This is a genomic window from Saccharothrix sp. NPDC042600, from assembly GCF_040647305.1.
Classification (GTDB): domain Bacteria; phylum Actinomycetota; class Actinomycetes; order Mycobacteriales; family Pseudonocardiaceae; genus Actinosynnema; species Actinosynnema mutabilis.
In genome coordinates this window covers 40835-56380 of sequence record NZ_JBEZBW010000025.1, presented here as the reverse complement: position 1 = coordinate 56380, position 15546 = coordinate 40835, and the positions used below count along the sequence as shown (strand labels likewise).

Below are 15546 nucleotides of genomic sequence, written 5' to 3'. Positions count from 1 at the left end.
TTCGCTGACCCCGGAGGTCCGCCGTGGCCGTCAGCTCGAAGAGTCCCACCCGGCAACCCGGCCAAGCGCTCGCGGTCACCGCCGGCGTGATGCTCGCCAACGTCTCCGGTTACGTGCTGACGGTGGTCGCGGCACGGCTGTTGGCCCCGGCCGCGTTCGGCGAACTCGGTGCGTTGCTGGCGGTGCTCCTCGTCGGCGCGGTCCCGGCGATGGCCCTGCAAACGCACGTGGCGCTCAAGGTGGCCGCGGATCCCGACAAGTCGCGCCGCCCGGTGGTGGGCCTCGGGCTCGCGGTGGCCGCCACGATCACGGCGTTGGCCGCCCTCGCCGTCCCCGTCGCGGTCCCGTTGCTGCGCGTGGCCGACGTCGGCGCGGTCGTCTGGCTCGCGGTGTGCGTGGGTCCGCTCACCCTCAACGGGCTCTGGCACGGCCTGCTCCAAGGCGACCGCCGCTACGCGTTGTTCGGCGCGCTGGTCGCGCTGGAAGGCGGGGCGCGCGTGGGCGGCGCGCTGGTCGGCCTCGTCTGGACCGGGACCACCACGGGCACGCTCGCCGGCGCGGCCCTCGGCACCGCGGCCTCCACCGCGGTCGGCTGGCTCTCCTGTCGAAGGCCGCGCCCGGGGAGGTTCCGGCCGGCCGACGTGCGGGAGGTGCTGCACGCCGGTCAGGCCCTGCTCGCCGTGGTCGTCCTGGTCAACCTGGACCTGCTGCTGGCCCGCCACGTCCTCCCGGCCGCCGCGTCCGGCGAGTACGCCGTGGGCGCGGTCCTGACCAAGATCGCCTACTGGCTCCCGCACGCGATCGCCGTGATCCTGCTGCCCCGCCTGGCCCGTCCGGAGGGCAGCGGCCGGGCGCTGGCCTCGGCGCTCGCCGTCTGCGCGGCCCTGGACGGCGTGGTGGTGCTCGGCGCGGCGCTGTTCGGCCCCACCGCCACCAGGCTCATCGGCGGACCGTCCTACGCCGACACCGCGCTCCCGTTGTGGGCGTTCGCGCTCGTCGGCACGCTGCTCGCGCTCGCCCAGCTCCTGCTCTACGCCCGGATCGCCGGCCGCGACCGCAAGGCGACCCTGCTGGTGTGGCTGGCCGTCGCGGGCGAGACGGCGCTGGTCATGCTGTGGCTCAACGACTCCCCGGCGCAGACCGTCTCGGCCGCCGTCGTCGCCACCGGTCTCCTGGTGGCGTCCGGCGCGGTCGTGGAGGCACGCGCTAGGCGGCACGGTCGAACCACCTGATCCGCGCCGACACCACGGCCGCCAGCGCCACCAGCACCGCCGCCTGCGCGACCGTCCCGTACGCCCACTCCTGGCCGTGCCCGAGCACGCGCCCGGTCACGCTGACGGCCGTCGCCACCAGCATCCCGCCGAACGCCAACGCCATCGACACCGCGCGCCGGTAGTCCGGCACGAGGCTGCGCAGGAACAGGCACGACAGCAACGCCACCACGCCCGCCATGCCGCCCAGCAACGCCAGCAGCGCCACCAACGCCCACGGCACCCACCGGTCCCCGCCGGACGCCACGGTGGTCCTCGACCGCCGTCCCGGCAGGAAAGCCAGGAGCGCCAACAGGACCACGGCCACCGCGCCCACCAGCAACCGCGACCGGTAGGAGTTGTCCGGCACGAACTCCATCGTCACCGTGACCGGGCCACCGGCCGCGGGCAGCCGCCACGCTTGCTGCCACCCGTCCACCCGGGTCCGCTCCAACGGCGTGCCGTCCACCGCGGCCACCCAGCCGTCGTTGGCGTTCTCCGGCACGGCGAGCACGGCGGCGGGCCCGGCCTCGACCCGCACCTCGCGGTCGGCGGCCTCCCACGTCACCACCTCCACCGCGCGGTGCCGCGGCGCGGCGGCCGGGGTGGTCGGCTTGAGCCACACGTCCTGCACCACGAAGTCCGCCGACCGACCGCCGCGCAGCTCGTGGTCGCCGGCGCCCAACGCCAGCCCTTCGGCCAGGTCCGGGCACGTGGTCAGCCGCAGCGGCCGGTGCTCCACCAGGTCCGCCACCGTCCCGGACACGGACGTGTCGTACTCGACCCCGTCGACCCGCAACGGCGGGCCCTGCCCGCACGGCGCGACGACCGGCGCGTCCGGCGGCGAGGCGGGCAGCTCGACCCCGTCCAGCGTCAGCTCGGTGATCCCGGGCGGCCCGTCGAAGCTGTCCCGGCGCACCACGGCGACCTCCAGCCGGTCGGTCGTGGCGGAGAACTCGACCGATCCGCCGTCGGTCACCGGCCGCCGCACGGTCCCCGCCGGCGTGGTGACGTCCACCTCGATCGGGGCGCTCGCGCCGGAGGCGGAGTCCACGGAGATCTTCAGCCCGCGCACCTCGCGCGGCTCGTCGAAGGAGAACCGCAGCGTCGGCCGCTCGTCCGTGTGGTCGGCGATCCACGTGGTCGTCGGGTCGCCGTCGACCGCCGCCGAGGGCGCGGCGGCCGGGTCACCGGCGAGCTGCGTGGACCCCGACACCGCCACCCCGGGCAACCGCACCGGCGGCGTCGCGCCACCGGCGGGCAGCACGGTCCCGTCGACGGTGTAGGTGGCCTTGGCGTCGGTGCGGAACAACCGGTGGACGCCCGAGGGCTCCTCGCCGAACCGGGTCAGGCCCGCGTCGCACCGCACCACGCCGGCCACCCGCAGGCACGCGAACCTCGGCTGCGCGCCGCGGCTGAACGCGAACCCGGTCCGCCGCCCCTCCGCCGGCGGCACGTCGGAGGGCACCCGCAACGCCCGCTCGGGCTCGACCCCGGGCACCGACAGCTCCGCGATGCCCGCGTTGCCGGTCGTGCGCCCCGCCGCCAGGGCCAGCACCGTCACCCGCACCCGCCCGGTCAACCCCGCCGCGACGGCGAACCGCTGCTCACCGGACCCGCGCTCCACCTCGTGCTCGACCTCGCCCGCGTCGGTGGTGATCCGGATGCGGGTCACCGGCCAGCCCACGCGCCGGTCGTCCACCACGCGCAGCCCGACCTCGGTCAGCACCCGCGGCGTGTCCAGCGCGACCTCCAGCCACTGCCCGATCGCGCCGTCCACCGTGGAGGACTGCCAGGCCGTGTAGGGGTCGCCGTCCACGGCCGCGAACGGCATCGAGGACTGGTCCGAACCGCGCACCGAGTCGGCGAACCCGGCCGACGTCGAGGCCGTGATCCCGCGGATGCCCCGGTGCACGGCCACCGTCCGGTGCTCCAGCCCGTCGAACGGCAGCACGTCCAGCGCGGGCCGCACCTGCCGGGGCTCCTCCTCGACGGTCAGCGTCTGACCGAGGTTGTCCCGCATCCGGCCGACGTTGCGCTCGCGGTTGCGCAGACCGTCGGTGACCAGCCGGTCCGCGCCCTCCGGCGCGCCGCCGTCCCCGGCCAGCACGGTCGGCTGGTCGGGGGCGAGCAAGCCCGAGTCCAGCAGCGGCAGCAGCGATTCCGGGCCGCCGCTGACCGTGGCCACGTCCCGCGCCGCCACCGCGACCGCGCGCCGCACGTCCCGTTCGACCTCGTAGACCTCCAGCGCCGGCACGGCGGGCAGCGTCGCGTCCACCTTCACCGGTGACGGCGCGGCCTCGCCGAACCCGGCCACCCGCTTGATCCCCGGCGACCGCTCCAACGCCGTGCGCAGCACCGCGATCGGCGGCACGTCGGTCTCCGCGCGGGAGACGTCGTTGCGCAGCACCAGGAACCGGTGCCCGGACCGGGCCAGGAAGTCGGCCAGGCCGGGCGCGCCGCGACCGTCGGCCAGCGCGTCCTCCACGGCGTCCATCACCCGCGTGTTGCCCTCGGAGCCGAGCGGGATCTGGCTGCGCAGCGCCCACGGCGACCGCGCCAGCGCCTGCACCGGCTCGTCGATCGGCCGGCCCCAGGTGTACTCGGCGAACCCCGTGCCGGGCACGACCAGCGCCCGCGCGTCGGGGTCGGCCCGCTCCAGCCACGCGGTGGCGTCCTCCCAGTGGCCGGGGATCTCGTCCCAGCCGGGGCCGGGCCGCAGGGTGAGCAGCCACGCGGGCGCGGCGGCGACGACCACCACCAGCGCGCCCGCGACGACCCGCGCCCGCCGCGCCGGGACCGGGGACACCACCCGCCGCAGCAGCGGCAACCGGCCGGTCAGCGCGTGCGCCAGGGCCAGCGCCAGCGGCAGCCGCAGGCCGGGTTCGAGCTTGTGCACGTTGCGCAGCGGCGCGAGCGGGCCGTCCAGCAGGACCCGCACGGTCTCCGACAGCGGGCTGTCCAGCGCGCCGACGTACCCGATGGTGAGCAGGGTGGCCCCGGTGACCACGCCCAACGTCAGGAACAGGCGCTCGGGCAGGCTCGTGCGGGCCAGGCCGGCCAGCGCGAGGGCCGCGAGGACGCCGGTGGCGGCCATCAGGAACGGGTTGTCCACCAGCAGGAACCCGGCCGGCCACCACGGCGTGCCCTGCACGACGTAGGCCACCCACTGGTTCGTGCCGCGCAGCACCTGGAACAGCGAGGTCGGCGAGGTGGTGTTGGTCGCCGACTCGACGTAGTCCACGAACGGCAGGCTGTACTGGCCCAGCAGCACCAGCGGCAGGAACCACCACAGCACCGCCGCCGCCACCGAGCCGACCCACCACAGGACGAGCCGCACGTGCGGCCACGACCACTTCCGGGTCAGCAGCCACAACCCGGGCAGCACCAGCGCCATCACCACGACCGCGCCGTTGACCCCGCCCATGCCCAGCACGGCCAACCCGGACAGCCCCGCCGCCCGGCGGGGCCCCAGCCGGTCCGCCTTCACCAGCGGCAGCAGCACCCACGGCAGCATCACCGCCGCGAGCATCTCCGCGGTCAGCGGACCGATCTCGGTCAACATGCGCGGGGCCAGCGCGTACGCCAGCGCGCCGACGTGGCGGGCGGGTTCGCTGCCGATGCCCAACGCCCGCGCCAGCAGCAGCGCGCCCGCGTACGCCAGGCACAGCAGCAGCGCGCACCACAGGCGTTGCGTGATCCACGGCGGCAGCCCGGCGAGGTCGCCCAGCAGGAAGAACGGCCCCATCGGGAACAGGTAGCCGTACGCCTGGTTCTGCAGTTCGCCGCCGCTGGCCATGGGGTTCCACAGGTGCAGCGCGCGGCCGAGGAACGCGGCCGGGTCCACGACCAGGTCGAGCTTGGTGTCGAAGGTGGTGCGCCCCGGGAGTTGGAGGAACGACAGGAGCGTCAGTCCCGCCGGCACCCAGGGGGTTGCTCTCGTGCGGATGTCAGCGCCCCCCGCCGAGCTTGCGGATCACGTACCGGGTGGACACCCAGTGCGTCGCGGGTTCCGGCGTGGTCGCGGTGTCCACGACCTCGCCGCCGTGCGCGGCCACCACGGCCCGCACCCTCGCCTCGGGCAGCGCCGTCATGCGCATCGGCGCCGGGTAGCCGAGCACCGCCCGCTGCGCGAACCGGACCACCGGGTTGGGCGCGATCCGCCAGCCGATGCCCTTGAGCGTCCACAGTGGACGGGTCGTGCACTGGACCAGGGCCACCGCGCCCGGCCGCAGCACGCGCACGAACTCGGCGAGGTACTCGGTGATGACCCGCTTGGGCAGGTGTTGCAGCACCAGTTCGGAGAACACCAGGTCGAAGCTGCCGCTGGGGAACACGTGCAGGTCGGGCGACTCGTTGAGCACGAACCGGCAGCGCCCGCCGCTGCGGTCCAACGCCCGCGCGGTCTCCAGCATCGGCACCGACACGTCGACGCCGACGACCTCCTCGGCGTGCTCGGCCAGCGCCTGCGACAGCCGGCCCGCGCCGCAGCCGAAGTCGAGCACCCGGTTCCACCGCGCGGGCAGGCCCAGCCGGGTGAGCCACGCGCGGGCGCGGGCCACGTCCTCCCGGCCCTGGGCGAGGAACTCGTCGACGTCCCACCGGCCGCCGCGCTTGTCCGGCGCCACGCTCACCGCCCACAGCGGGTCCTGCGCGCCGAGCGTGGTCCAGTCCTGACGAACCTGGTCGAAGTCCACCCGATCTCTCCCGGGGAGCCGTGGGCTGGTGTCCGGAAGATAGCCATCGGGGCGTTGGTCCCGGCGACAGAGCATGTTGTGCGCAGGGACAACCGGTAACGGGAAGGGGTGGGTTAACGTGCGATGACGTCTGGTCGACGGGAGTGGACATGCGTGGCGCTCGGCGTGCTCCCGCCGTGGTGTTCGGGGTGCTGCTCCTGCTCGCGGTGGCCGCGTGGGTCGGCGTGCCGCACCTGCGCTTCGGGTCCGGCGACTGCGCCGGCGTGAGCGCGCTGTCGGTCAGCGTCGCGCCCGAGCTGGCGCCCGCCGTCGAGCGGGCCGCCGCGACGCTGACGTGCGCCGAGGTCTCGGTGTCCGCCCGTGACTCCGCGCTGGTGGCGGAGAACCCGTCGGGCGTGGACGTGTGGATCCCGTCCTCCACCACCTGGTTGCGCCGCGCGCAGGCCGGGAAGTCGTGGGACCTGCCGGTGCGCGGGACGTCCGTGGCGATGTCGCCGGTCGTCCTCGGCGTGACCGAGGAGGGCGCGGCCACCCTGGGCCTGCCGACGTCGTGGAACCGCGTGCTGGCCGACCTGGCCGTGGGCCTGCCGGACCCGGCGCGCGACCCCGTGGGGCTGGCCGCCGTGTGGGGTGCTCGGCAGCTCGCGGTCGACTCGGCGGAGCTGACCGCGTCGTTGCGCAGGCTGTCCGCCGGGGTGGGCGCGTCCGACGGCGCGGCGGTGGCGTTGTCGGAGCAGGCGTTGCTCAAGCACAACCGCGACGGGGCCGGGAAGCGGCTGGTGGCCGTGTACCCGGACGTCCCCGTGCCCGCGCTGGACTACCCGTTCGCGGTGCTGCCGCAGGCCCGCGACCGCGACGCCGCCCGGCGGTTGCTGTCGGCGTTGCTGGAGACCCCGTTGCCCGGCGACCTGCGTGCCCCGGACGGGCGCGCGTCGTGGGCGCCCGAGCGGGTCGAGCCGGTCCCGGTGCCCGAGGCCGACGCCGTGGACGAGGCGCTCAACCAGTGGGCGGTCATCAACCTCAGCGGGCGGCTGCACATCCTGCTCGACGTGTCCGGCTCGATGGCGCAGGCCGTGCCGGGGACGGGCAGGAACCGGATGGCGGTGACGGTCGCGGCCACCGAAGCCGGGTTCGGCATCGTCAAGTCGACCACGAAGGTCGGCGTGTGGCTGTTCTCGACCAACCTCGACGGCGAGCGCGACCACCGCGAGCTGCTGCCCGTCAAGACCGTGGCCGAGCACCTGGCGGCCGGGTCGCCCGAGCGGCTGCGCTCGGTGCGGGCCATCGAGGGCGGCGCGACCGGCCTCTACGACAGCGTCCTGGCCAGCTACCGGTCCGCGCGCGAGAACTGGGAGTCCGGGCGGCTCAACGTGGTCGTGGTGATGACCGACGGGCGCAACGAGGACCCGGCCGGGATCAGCCGGGAGGCGCTGCTGGCGGAGCTGGCCGCCCTCCAGGACCCGCGCCGGCCGCTGCCCGTGGTGGCCCTGGGCATCGGCGGCGACGCGGACCTGGAGGAGCTGACCCAGATCGCCGCGGCGACCGGCGGTCGGGCGTTCACCACGCCCGACCCGGCCGCGATCTCCGGCATCTTCCACACCGCGTTGAGCGGGATGCTGTGCCAGCCGCCGCAGTGCAAGCCCTAGACGTGCCGGGGCAGGCGCGGCCCGACCCTGGTGGCGTGGTCGCCGAACACGAACGCCGTCGGCTCGGCCTGGGCGATGAAGTCGCCCGGGAAGCCGTTCTTGAACCCGGACGCGGCATCCAGCCGTGCGACGGCCTCCGGCGGCAGCGCCAGGTCCAGCGCGCCGACGTTGTCCGCGAGTTGGGCGGCCTTGCTGACGCCGACCAACGGCAGCACCACCGGCGACTTGGCCCGGGTCCACGCCAGCGCCACCTGCGCGGGCGTGACCCCCAGCTCGTCGGCGACCGCGCGCACCGCCTCGACCACCGGCAGCTCGTGCGCCTCGGGCGTCACCCGCGACCCGCCGACCAGCTTGCCGGCGGCCAACGGCGCCCACGCGGCGACGCTGAGCCCGAACGCCTCCGCCAGGGGCAGCAACTCGCGCTCGACGTCCCGGTTGAGCAGGTTGTAGGGCACCTGGATGCCGGCGAACGGCGACCAGCCGCGGAACTGGGCGAGCGTGTTGGCGTGCGCGACCACCCAGGCGGGAGCGTCGGAGATGCCCACGTAGAGCACCTTGCCCGCGCGGACGGCGTCGTCCAGAGCGCGCATGGTCTCCTCGACGGGCGTGTGCCGGTCCCAGATGTGCACCCAGTAGACGTCCACGTGGTCGGTCCGCAGCCGCCGGAGGCTGCGCTCCAGGGACAGCCGGAGGTTCTTGCGGTGGTTGCCGGCGCCGTTGGGGTCGGCGGTGTCGCGGGCCAGCGTGTACTTGGTGGCCAGGACGAAGCGGTCGCGGTCGGTGAGGACCTCGCCGAGGATGCTCTCGCTGTCACCGTAGGCGGAGGCGGTGTCGATGACGTTGCCGCCGGCGTCGGCGTACGCGGCGACGATCCGGCGTGCTTCGTCGCGGTCCTGGAACACCATCGCGCCGAGCAGCAACTCGGAGACGCGCAAGCCGGTCTGGCCGAACAGTCGGTACTTCATGCCCCCGACCCTGCCTCCTGCCGGCGGCCGGAGGGAGGCCGTGTCAGGGACCCCCTGGGCGTCGCCCGCCTAGGATCGGGTCATGACCGACTCCGCGTTGGGCAGGTTCCTGCGTGCTCGGCGGGAGGCGACCGGTCCCGAGCGGGTGGGCCTGCCCGTGGGGGCGCGGCGGCGCACGCCGGGGCTCCGGCGCGGCGAGGTGGCGGAGCTGGCCGGGATCAGCGTCGAGTACCTCATCCGGCTGGAGCGGGGCAGCGACCGGCAGCCGTCGGCCGCGGTGCTGGGGGCGTTGGCCGACGTGTTCGGGCTGCTGCCCGAGGAACGGGCGCACCTGCACCGGCTGGTGAAGGTCGGGAGCAACTGCCCGCACGTGCCGGTGCCGAAGCCGGTTCGGCCCACCCTGTTGGCGTTGCTCGACCGGTTGGACTTCGCGTTCGTGGTGGACCCCGCCCTCGACGTGCTGGCGTGGTCCTCGGGGTTCCCGGCGCTCGCCGGGCCCCTGCTCGACGGTGACCCGCCCAACCTGGCGCGGTTCGTGTTCACCGATCCCCGGGCGAGAGCGATGTTCCCCGACTGGGAGTCGGTCGCCGACGACCGGGCCGCCGCGGTGCGGGCGGCGGCGGACCTGCTCGACCACGCCGCGGCCTCGTTGGTCGAGGAATTGACGATCGTGGCCGGGCGCGGGTTCACCGGGCGGGTCGGTGGGGCGCTGCCGCGGTGGACCGGGGTCGAGCGGTGGGTGCACCCCGAGGCGGGGGAGCTGCGGTTGGCGGTCGAGGGGCTGGTGGTGGCCGGTGGGGACGAGCACCGGCTGGTCGTGCTGCTGCCCGACGACGACGTGACGGCGAAGGCGCTTCTCACTCTTGAGAGGGAGGTCGAAGACCGCTCTCGCGGGTGATCAGCCGGACGCCCCGCGTCCGCAGGATGTGCTGCATGAACGCATACATCGCCGCACCGCTGCTGGTCCTCTTCTACGGCGTCGCCCGCGTCATCGACGGGTTCGACGGGGAGCGCGGGCCAGGACCCGCCTGGACGTGGGGACACATCGCTTTTCTGGCCGCCCTGCTGTTGTTCATCCGGATCTTCTGGGACATGGCCGCGCGGATCGGGCCGCGCGCCCGGGTGGTGGCCGCCGTCGCGACGGTCGGGGCGGTCGGGTTCATCGGGCAGTTCGGGGTGGACGTCGTGGTGGGGTTGCTGGCCGACGACCACGCGGGCATGGCGGCGATGTCCCGACAGGTCAAGGAAGTGCCGGGGGTGTCGCTGTTCTGCTACGACCTCGCGCCCTACGTGTTCTCGGTGGGGCAGCTCGCGCTCGTGGTGATGTTGGCCCTGCGCGGGGAAGTCCGGGTGTGGACGCCGGTGCTGGTGTTCGCCGACCTGGTGATGCCGATCGTGTCCAAGGACCTGATCCCCGTCGGGGCCGTGCTGCTGCTGGTGTCGTTCCTGCCGCTGGCACGGCGGCGTGCGCCGGCGCTTGTGTGAGGATGACCGGCGTGCTGATCCGCTGGGGGCTTCCCGTGCTGGTCGCCGCGGCCCAGCTGTGGCCGTTCGCGATCGGGGACGAGTCGTACGGGTGGCCGGGCTACGCCGTCGTGCTGGCCTCGGCGGTGCCGTTGTTCTGGCGGCGGCAGGCGCCCGTGGTGGTGCTGCTGGCGGTGCTGCTCGTCGCCGCGTCCTACGACCACGTCGGCGAGGTCCCCGGGCAGCCGGTCTGGTACGGCGCGATCGTGGCGATGCACGCGGTGGCCGCCCACTCGGCCCCGCCGGCCCGGATCGCCGCCCTGGTGCTGTCGATCGGGGGCACGGTGGTCGCGGTCGGGCCGGTGACGGCGTTGCGGACGATCGCGTTGCTGGTCGCCGCCTACGCCGTCGGGCGGGTGAACGCGGCGGCCGTGGAGCGGGCCGAGCGGTCGGAGCGGGAACGCGTGGTGGAGGCGGAGCGCGCGGCGGAGCGGGAACGGGCCCGAATCGCCCGGGACATGCACGACATCCTGTCCCACGCGGTCAGCGTGATGGTCGTGCAGGCCGAGGCGGGACCGGTGGTGCTGCGCGCGGACCCGGCGCGGGCGGAGGCGGCGTTCGACGCGATCGCGTCGGCGGGGCGGGACGCGATGGCCCAGTTGCGGCGGATCCTGGCGGTGCTGGACGACGACGGCGGCCCGCGCGCGCCGCAGCCGACGCTGGACGACGTGCCGGGGCTGGCCGAGCGGGTGCGGCGGGCGGGGGTCGAGGTGGACTACGCGGTGACCGGGGTGCCGGTGCCGCTGCGGCCGGACGTGGAGGTCGCCGCGTACCGGATCACGCAGGAGGCGTTGACCAACGTGGTGCGGCACGCGGGGGCGGCGCGGGCGGACGTGCGACTGGAGTGGAAGGCCGGTGAGCTGGTGATCAGCGTGGTGGACGACGGGCGCGGCGCGGTCGCGACCGGCGGTGGCCGGGGGTTGATCGGCATCCGGGAGCGGGCCGCGGCGTGCGGCGGGTCGGCGGAGGCCGGTCCGCGCGGCGACGGGGCCGGGTTCCGCGTGTCGGCGCGGTTGCCGGCATGAGCATCCGGGTGGTGGTGGCCGACGACCAGGAGCTGGTGCGCGCCGGGTTCGCGATGATCCTCGACGCCCAGCCGGACGTCGAGGTCGTCGCCGAGGTGGGGGACGGTGCGGCGGCGGTCGCGGCGGTGCGGGAGCTGCGGCCGGACGTGGTGCTGCTGGACGTCCGGATGCCCGGCGTGGACGGCATCGAGGCGGCGCGGGCGGTCAGCGGGGCGGCGAAGGTGCTCATGCTGACGACGTTCGACGTGGACGAGTACGTGTTCGAGGCGTTGAAGGCGGGGGCGAGCGGGTTCCTGCTCAAGGACGTGCGGCGGGACGACCTGGTGCACGCGGTGCGCGTGGTGGCCGCCGGGGAGGCGCTGCTCGCGCCTTCGGTGACGCGCAAGCTGATCGCCCGCTTCACCGCGCCGTCGCCGACCGTGCGGCTGCCCGCGCTGACCGCGCGGGAGCAGGAGACGCTGGCGCTGATCGCGAAGGGGTTGACCAACGCGGAGATCGCGGCGGCGATGGTGGTCACCGAGCACACGGTCAAGACGCACGTGAGCAACGTGCTGGCGAAGCTCGGGCTGCGCGACCGGGTGCAGGCGGTGATCGCGGCCTACGAGTCGGGGCTGGCGGTGCCCGGGGTCAGCTCTTCGCCTTGACGGCCTCGGTGATGCGGCGTTCGGCGTCGTCGAGGTAGCGCAGGAGTTCGGCGCGGGCGGCGTCCGCGTCACCCGCGACGATCAGCTCGGCGAGGGTCCGGTTCCAGGCGAGGTAGGGCTCGTGCAGCGGCTGGGGGTCGCCGGTGAGCAGGAACGCCAGGCGCAGTTCGGCGAACAGCTGGGTGAACAGCCGGTCCAGGCGCTGGCTGCGGCACGGTTCGACCAGCGCCCGGTGCAGGTCGAGGTTCGCGGTGCCGACGCCGCGCCAGTCCCCGGCGCGGGCGGCGGCCTCGGCGGTGTCGGCGATCCGGAGGAGGCGGGCGGCGGCGGCCCGGTCCGCGACGAGGGCGTCGAGGCCGAGCGGTTCGAGGAGCTTGCGGGTGCGGAAGATGTCGGCGACGTCCTCGGCGGTGACGACGCGGACGAACACCCCGCGGTAGGGCTCGCGGACGATCAGCTCGTCCTGGATGAGGACGCGGAAGGCTTCGCGGATGGTGTTGCGGGAGATGCCGAGCGCGGCGGACAACTGCTCCTCGCGCAGCTGGCGACCGGGTTCGAGCAGCCCGTCGGTGATCCGCTTGCGCAGGACGGCGGCCACCTGGTCGGCGGTGTTCAGGCGGTGCGGCGGCACCTGGTCCGCGGGTTCGCCACCCGACACCGACATCGGCTCTCCGTTCTCGCGGCTCGAAACCCGCCCACTATAGCCGTCGGTGGGGTCTTGATCGGGCCGACGCGCACTGGCACCAACCGCGGCCTCCGGCCCCCGACACCATTCTCCCACCGAGGTACGACAAACCCGCCGCAGCCCGCCGCACTGCCGCCGCCCCGACGCCGCGCCGCGCCGGACCGCGCCGGACCGCCGCCGTCCCGACGCCGCGCCGTGCCGGACCGCCGCCGCCCCGACGCCGCGCCGTGCCGCTCGCCGCCACAACACCGTGCCGCCGCGCCGCCGCCTGTCCACCCGCGCGAGTCCGGGCCGCCTCCAACCCTCCGCCCTCCCCCCAGCCGATCCCTCAGGCGGCGGTGCGGAGGGACCTGAGTGCGGTCGTGTAGCGCGCCAGGGAGGTGATCAGGGCCGTGGCGGTGGTGTTCATGGTGTCGTCCGGAACCAGGCGTCCGTCGTCGTCCACGCGTTGGCGGAGCGGGATCGCGACGGTTTCCGCCACCGGCACCATGCCCAGCGCGCGAACGACCGGCGTCAGCATCTGGGTCGCGCGCAGGCCCGCCGAACTCATCCCGTACCCCACCAACCCGGCCGGCTTGTGCCGCCACTCCCGCGACAGGTAGTCCAGTGCGTTCTTCAAGGTGGCCGGGAAGCTGTGGTTGTACTCGGGCGTCACGAAGGCGTAGGCGTCCATCGAGTCGACCAGCGCGCTCCACCGCCGCGTGTGCTCGTGCGCGTAGACGCCCGACGACGGGTGCTCGGGTTCGTCCAGCAACGGCAGGTCCACCTCGGCCAAGTCCACCGGCACCACCTCGAACGCCGCCTCGGCCAACGCCCCGAACCACTGCCCGACCTGCGGACCGATGCGCCCCGGACGGGTGCTGGCGACGACGACCGCGAGGCGAGGTTTGTTTGACATGTCATCAACCTAGGCCGCATTCCGATGACATGTCAACAACCTCTGTTAGCCTCCCTCCCGTGGACGAACCGAGGTGGCTGACCCCGGCCGAAGACCGGGCGTGGCGCGGGTACCGCCGCATGCGCACCCTGCTGGACCTGGCCCTCGCCCGGGACCTCGCCGAGCGGACCGGTCTGTCCGAACCGGACTACGACGTGCTGTCCACGCTGTCCGAGTCCCCCGGCGGCCGGCTGCGCCTGCGCGACCTGGCCGGTCACCTGCTCTGGTCGCCCAGCCGCCTGTCCCACCACGTCACCCGGATGCAGGCCAGGGACCTGGTGCGCCGGGAGGACGTGGCCGACGACGGCCGCGGCTCCGAGGTCGTCCTCACCGACGGCGGCTGGGCGGCGATCCGGTCCGCCGCGCCCCACCACGTGGCCTCCGTGCGCGCGCACCTGGTCGACCTGCTCACCGACGAGGAGGTCGAGGTCCTGGCCGCCCTGTCCCGCCGGGTCGTGGACCACCTGGCCGAAACCGGCGCGGCGACCTCCCCGCCCCGCTAGGCCCGGACCGTTGGACCCGCGCGGCTAGGCCCGGACCGCGTAGTCGCCCAGCGTCGGTTCGAGCATGCCGAACGCGGTGTCCACGTGCTCGGCCAGCGCCGCCGCGATCCGGTCGTTCGGCTCGCCCGCCACCGTGCGGCGCAGGGTCTCGTCGAACAGCAACCGGTGCACGCCGCCCAGCAACGCGGCGGCCACGCGCGGGCGCAGGTCGTCCGGGCGCGCCGCGGTCTCCTCGGCCAACGCCTCCGCGAGGGCCGTCTCCCGGTCGTCGTGGAACTCGCGCAGGCGGGACACCAGCGCCGGGCTGTCGGCGATCATCCGGGCGAACTCCGGGCCGGAGAACCCGATGACCGGGTCGTGCCGGGCGACCGCGTCCGCGTAGGCGCGGTGCAGGGCGGCCAGGGCGGACTCGCCGGGGGCGCGCTCGCGGACGGTCCGGGCGAGCATGTCGACGAACACCCCGCCCAGGTCGAGGGCCAGGTCCTCCTTGCGTGGGAAGTAGTTGGTGACGGTCATCTTCGCGACGTCGGCGGCCTCGGCCACGTCGGCGATCGTCACCTTGTCGAACCCGCGTTCCAGGAACAGGCGGGTGGCCTGGTTGGAGATGTTCTCCCTGGTCTGCTGCTTCTTGCGGGCGCGCAGGCCCGTGGGCGGCGTGGTCATGCTCCGACTATACATATGTCGGTCACAAAAATCTTCTTGACATCTGTTTGGGTTCGACCTAAGTTTGTGTCGCGCAGGCACACCGACCGGAAGGAGCCGCGTGAGGGACTTCCTCAACCAGATCGGCCGCACTCCGCTTCTGACCGCGGAGCAGGAGGTCGCGCTCGGTGAACGCATCGAGGCGGGCGTCCTGGCGCGGGAACGGCTCGACAGCGCCGAAGGCCTGACCGCGGGCGAGCGGGCGGACCTGGAACGGCTGGTCGAGGACGGTCGCAGGGCCAAGGACCACATGGTCCGGGCGAACCTGCGGCTGGTCGTGTCGATCGCCAAGCGGTACGCCACGAGCGAAGGCATGCCGCTGGCCGACCTGGTGCAGGAGGGGACGATCGGCATGATGCACGCTGTGGACAAATTCGACCACCGACGCGGCCTCAAGTTCTCCACGTACGCGACGTGGTGGATCAAGCAGGCCGTCGGCCGCGCGCACGCGGACCAGAGCCGCACCATCCGCCTGCCCTCGCACATGGCGGACGTGCTGTACCGGGTCACGAAGGCTCAACGGGCGTTGGCGGACAGTGGTCGCCGGCCCACGCCCGAGGAGCTGGCCGTCGAGGCGGACGTGACCGTGGACAAGGTCGTGCTGGTGTTGCGGTACGCCCGGGAGCCGGTTTCCCTGCACGCCCGGCTCGGCGACGACGCCGAGTTCGGCGACCTGCTCCCGGACGACGCGCCCGACCCGGGCGCGGTGGTGGCGGAGGCGTCCGTGCGGCCGGCGCTGGACAAGGTGCTCAAGACGTTGACCGAACGCGAGGCGGAGGTGATCTCACTGCGGTACGGCTTGTCCGACGACACCCCGATGAGCCTGGAAGAGATCGGTCGCCGGTACGGCCTGACCCGCGAGCGGATCCGCCAGATCGAGGCCAAGGGCATGGGCAAGCTGCGCCAGGGCACCCGTACCCGCGTCCTCGCCGAACTCATCGCTTGACCGACTGGCTTTGACCGACGAC

At 74.3% G+C, this 15546-nt stretch carries 14 protein-coding genes; 8 read left to right on the top strand and 6 right to left on the bottom strand.

The window, feature by feature from the left end; genetic code table 11:
- The first annotated feature begins 23 nt into the window (after positions 1–23).
- Positions 24–1232 (top strand): polysaccharide biosynthesis protein, encoded by a 1209-nt coding sequence (locus AB0A74_RS18060; RefSeq protein WP_358250722.1) that lies wholly within the window; start codon positions 24–26, stop codon positions 1230–1232.
- Here the strand turns inward: AB0A74_RS18060 and AB0A74_RS18055 are convergent.
- A complete protein-coding gene (locus AB0A74_RS18055; protein WP_358250720.1) occupies positions 1207–5175 on the bottom strand; it encodes an alpha-(1->3)-arabinofuranosyltransferase family protein in 3969 nt (1322 codons plus the stop codon). The genes AB0A74_RS18060 and AB0A74_RS18055 overlap by 26 nt on opposite strands.
- Positions 5176–5200: 25 nt before the next feature.
- Entirely contained in the window at positions 5201–5947 is a 747-nt protein-coding gene (locus AB0A74_RS18050) for a class I SAM-dependent methyltransferase (protein WP_358250718.1), read from the bottom strand.
- Positions 5948–6096: 149 nt separating this feature from the next.
- On the opposite strand from AB0A74_RS18050, the gene AB0A74_RS18045 reads away from it, so the two are divergent.
- Positions 6097–7593 carry a substrate-binding and VWA domain-containing protein gene (locus tag AB0A74_RS18045; RefSeq protein WP_358250716.1) on the top strand — a complete coding sequence of 499 codons (1497 nt, stop codon included), beginning with the start codon at positions 6097–6099 and terminating at the stop codon, positions 7591–7593.
- Here AB0A74_RS18045 and AB0A74_RS18040 read toward each other — a convergent pair.
- The gene (locus AB0A74_RS18040; RefSeq protein ID WP_358250714.1) at positions 7590–8558 is read right to left on the bottom strand and encodes an aldo/keto reductase; all 969 of its coding nucleotides are present in this window, start codon (positions 8556–8558) and stop codon (positions 7590–7592) included. The two genes, AB0A74_RS18045 and AB0A74_RS18040, sit on opposite strands and share 4 nt — an antisense overlap.
- Before the next feature lie 82 nt (positions 8559–8640).
- On the opposite strand from AB0A74_RS18040, the gene AB0A74_RS18035 reads away from it, so the two are divergent.
- From AB0A74_RS18035 to AB0A74_RS18020, 4 genes are read left to right on the top strand one after another with little or no spacing between them, the layout of a single operon-like run.
- On the top strand, positions 8641–9456 hold the full coding sequence (locus AB0A74_RS18035; protein ID WP_358250712.1) for a helix-turn-helix transcriptional regulator: 816 nt from the start codon (positions 8641–8643) through the stop codon (positions 9454–9456).
- A gap of 35 nt (positions 9457–9491) precedes the next feature.
- Positions 9492–10043 (top strand): hypothetical protein, encoded by a 552-nt coding sequence (locus tag AB0A74_RS18030; protein ID WP_358250710.1) that lies wholly within the window; start codon positions 9492–9494, stop codon positions 10041–10043.
- Between the two features lie 11 nt (positions 10044–10054).
- Entirely contained in the window at positions 10055–11107 is a 1053-nt protein-coding gene (locus AB0A74_RS18025; RefSeq protein ID WP_358250708.1) for a histidine kinase, read from the top strand.
- Positions 11104–11751, top strand: coding sequence for a response regulator transcription factor (locus AB0A74_RS18020; protein ID WP_343933082.1), 648 nt, complete (start codon positions 11104–11106; stop codon positions 11749–11751). The genes AB0A74_RS18025 and AB0A74_RS18020 overlap by 4 nt, the downstream gene beginning before the upstream one ends.
- Here AB0A74_RS18020 and AB0A74_RS18015 read toward each other — a convergent pair.
- Together AB0A74_RS18015 and AB0A74_RS18010 are read right to left on the bottom strand one after the other, a co-directional pair.
- On the bottom strand, positions 11735–12415 hold the full coding sequence (locus AB0A74_RS18015) for a GntR family transcriptional regulator (protein WP_358250706.1): 681 nt from the start codon (positions 12413–12415) through the stop codon (positions 11735–11737). The genes AB0A74_RS18020 and AB0A74_RS18015 overlap by 17 nt on opposite strands.
- A gap of 349 nt (positions 12416–12764) precedes the next feature.
- A complete protein-coding gene (locus AB0A74_RS18010) occupies positions 12765–13334 on the bottom strand; it encodes an NAD(P)H-dependent oxidoreductase (protein WP_358250704.1) in 570 nt (189 codons plus the stop codon).
- A 59-nt stretch (positions 13335–13393) separates the two neighbouring features.
- Between AB0A74_RS18010 and AB0A74_RS18005 the strand changes: the two genes are divergently transcribed.
- Complete coding sequence (locus AB0A74_RS18005; RefSeq protein WP_358250702.1) at positions 13394–13876, top strand: MarR family winged helix-turn-helix transcriptional regulator; 483 nt, start codon at positions 13394–13396, stop codon at positions 13874–13876.
- A 24-nt stretch (positions 13877–13900) separates the two neighbouring features.
- Here the strand turns inward: AB0A74_RS18005 and AB0A74_RS18000 are convergent, their stop codons facing one another.
- Positions 13901–14539, bottom strand: a complete 639-nt coding sequence (locus tag AB0A74_RS18000) for a TetR/AcrR family transcriptional regulator (RefSeq protein WP_358250700.1) — start codon at positions 14537–14539, stop codon at positions 13901–13903.
- A 100-nt stretch (positions 14540–14639) separates the two neighbouring features.
- Here AB0A74_RS18000 and AB0A74_RS17995 point away from each other — a divergent pair, with 100 nt between their 5' ends.
- Positions 14640–15524 (top strand): sigma-70 family RNA polymerase sigma factor, encoded by an 885-nt coding sequence (locus AB0A74_RS17995; protein WP_358250698.1) that lies wholly within the window; start codon positions 14640–14642, stop codon positions 15522–15524.
- Positions 15525–15546 lie beyond the last annotated feature (22 nt).

Coding starts and splice junctions, on each gene's coding strand:
- AB0A74_RS18045 (WP_358250716.1), top strand. CDS start 6,097: ATGCGTGGCGCTCGGCGTGCTCCCGCCGTGGTGTTCGGGGTGCTGCTC.
- AB0A74_RS18010 (WP_358250704.1), bottom strand. CDS start 13,334: ATGTCAAACAAACCTCGCCTCGCGGTCGTCGTCGCCAGCACCCGTCCG.
- AB0A74_RS18020 (WP_343933082.1), top strand. CDS start 11,104: ATGAGCATCCGGGTGGTGGTGGCCGACGACCAGGAGCTGGTGCGCGCC.
- AB0A74_RS18035 (WP_358250712.1), top strand. CDS start 8,641: ATGACCGACTCCGCGTTGGGCAGGTTCCTGCGTGCTCGGCGGGAGGCG.
- AB0A74_RS18040 (WP_358250714.1), bottom strand. CDS start 8,558: ATGAAGTACCGACTGTTCGGCCAGACCGGCTTGCGCGTCTCCGAGTTG.
- AB0A74_RS18030 (WP_358250710.1), top strand. CDS start 9,492: ATGAACGCATACATCGCCGCACCGCTGCTGGTCCTCTTCTACGGCGTC.
- AB0A74_RS18015 (WP_358250706.1), bottom strand. CDS start 12,415: ATGTCGGTGTCGGGTGGCGAACCCGCGGACCAGGTGCCGCCGCACCGC.
- AB0A74_RS18000 (WP_358250700.1), bottom strand. CDS start 14,539: ATGACCACGCCGCCCACGGGCCTGCGCGCCCGCAAGAAGCAGCAGACC.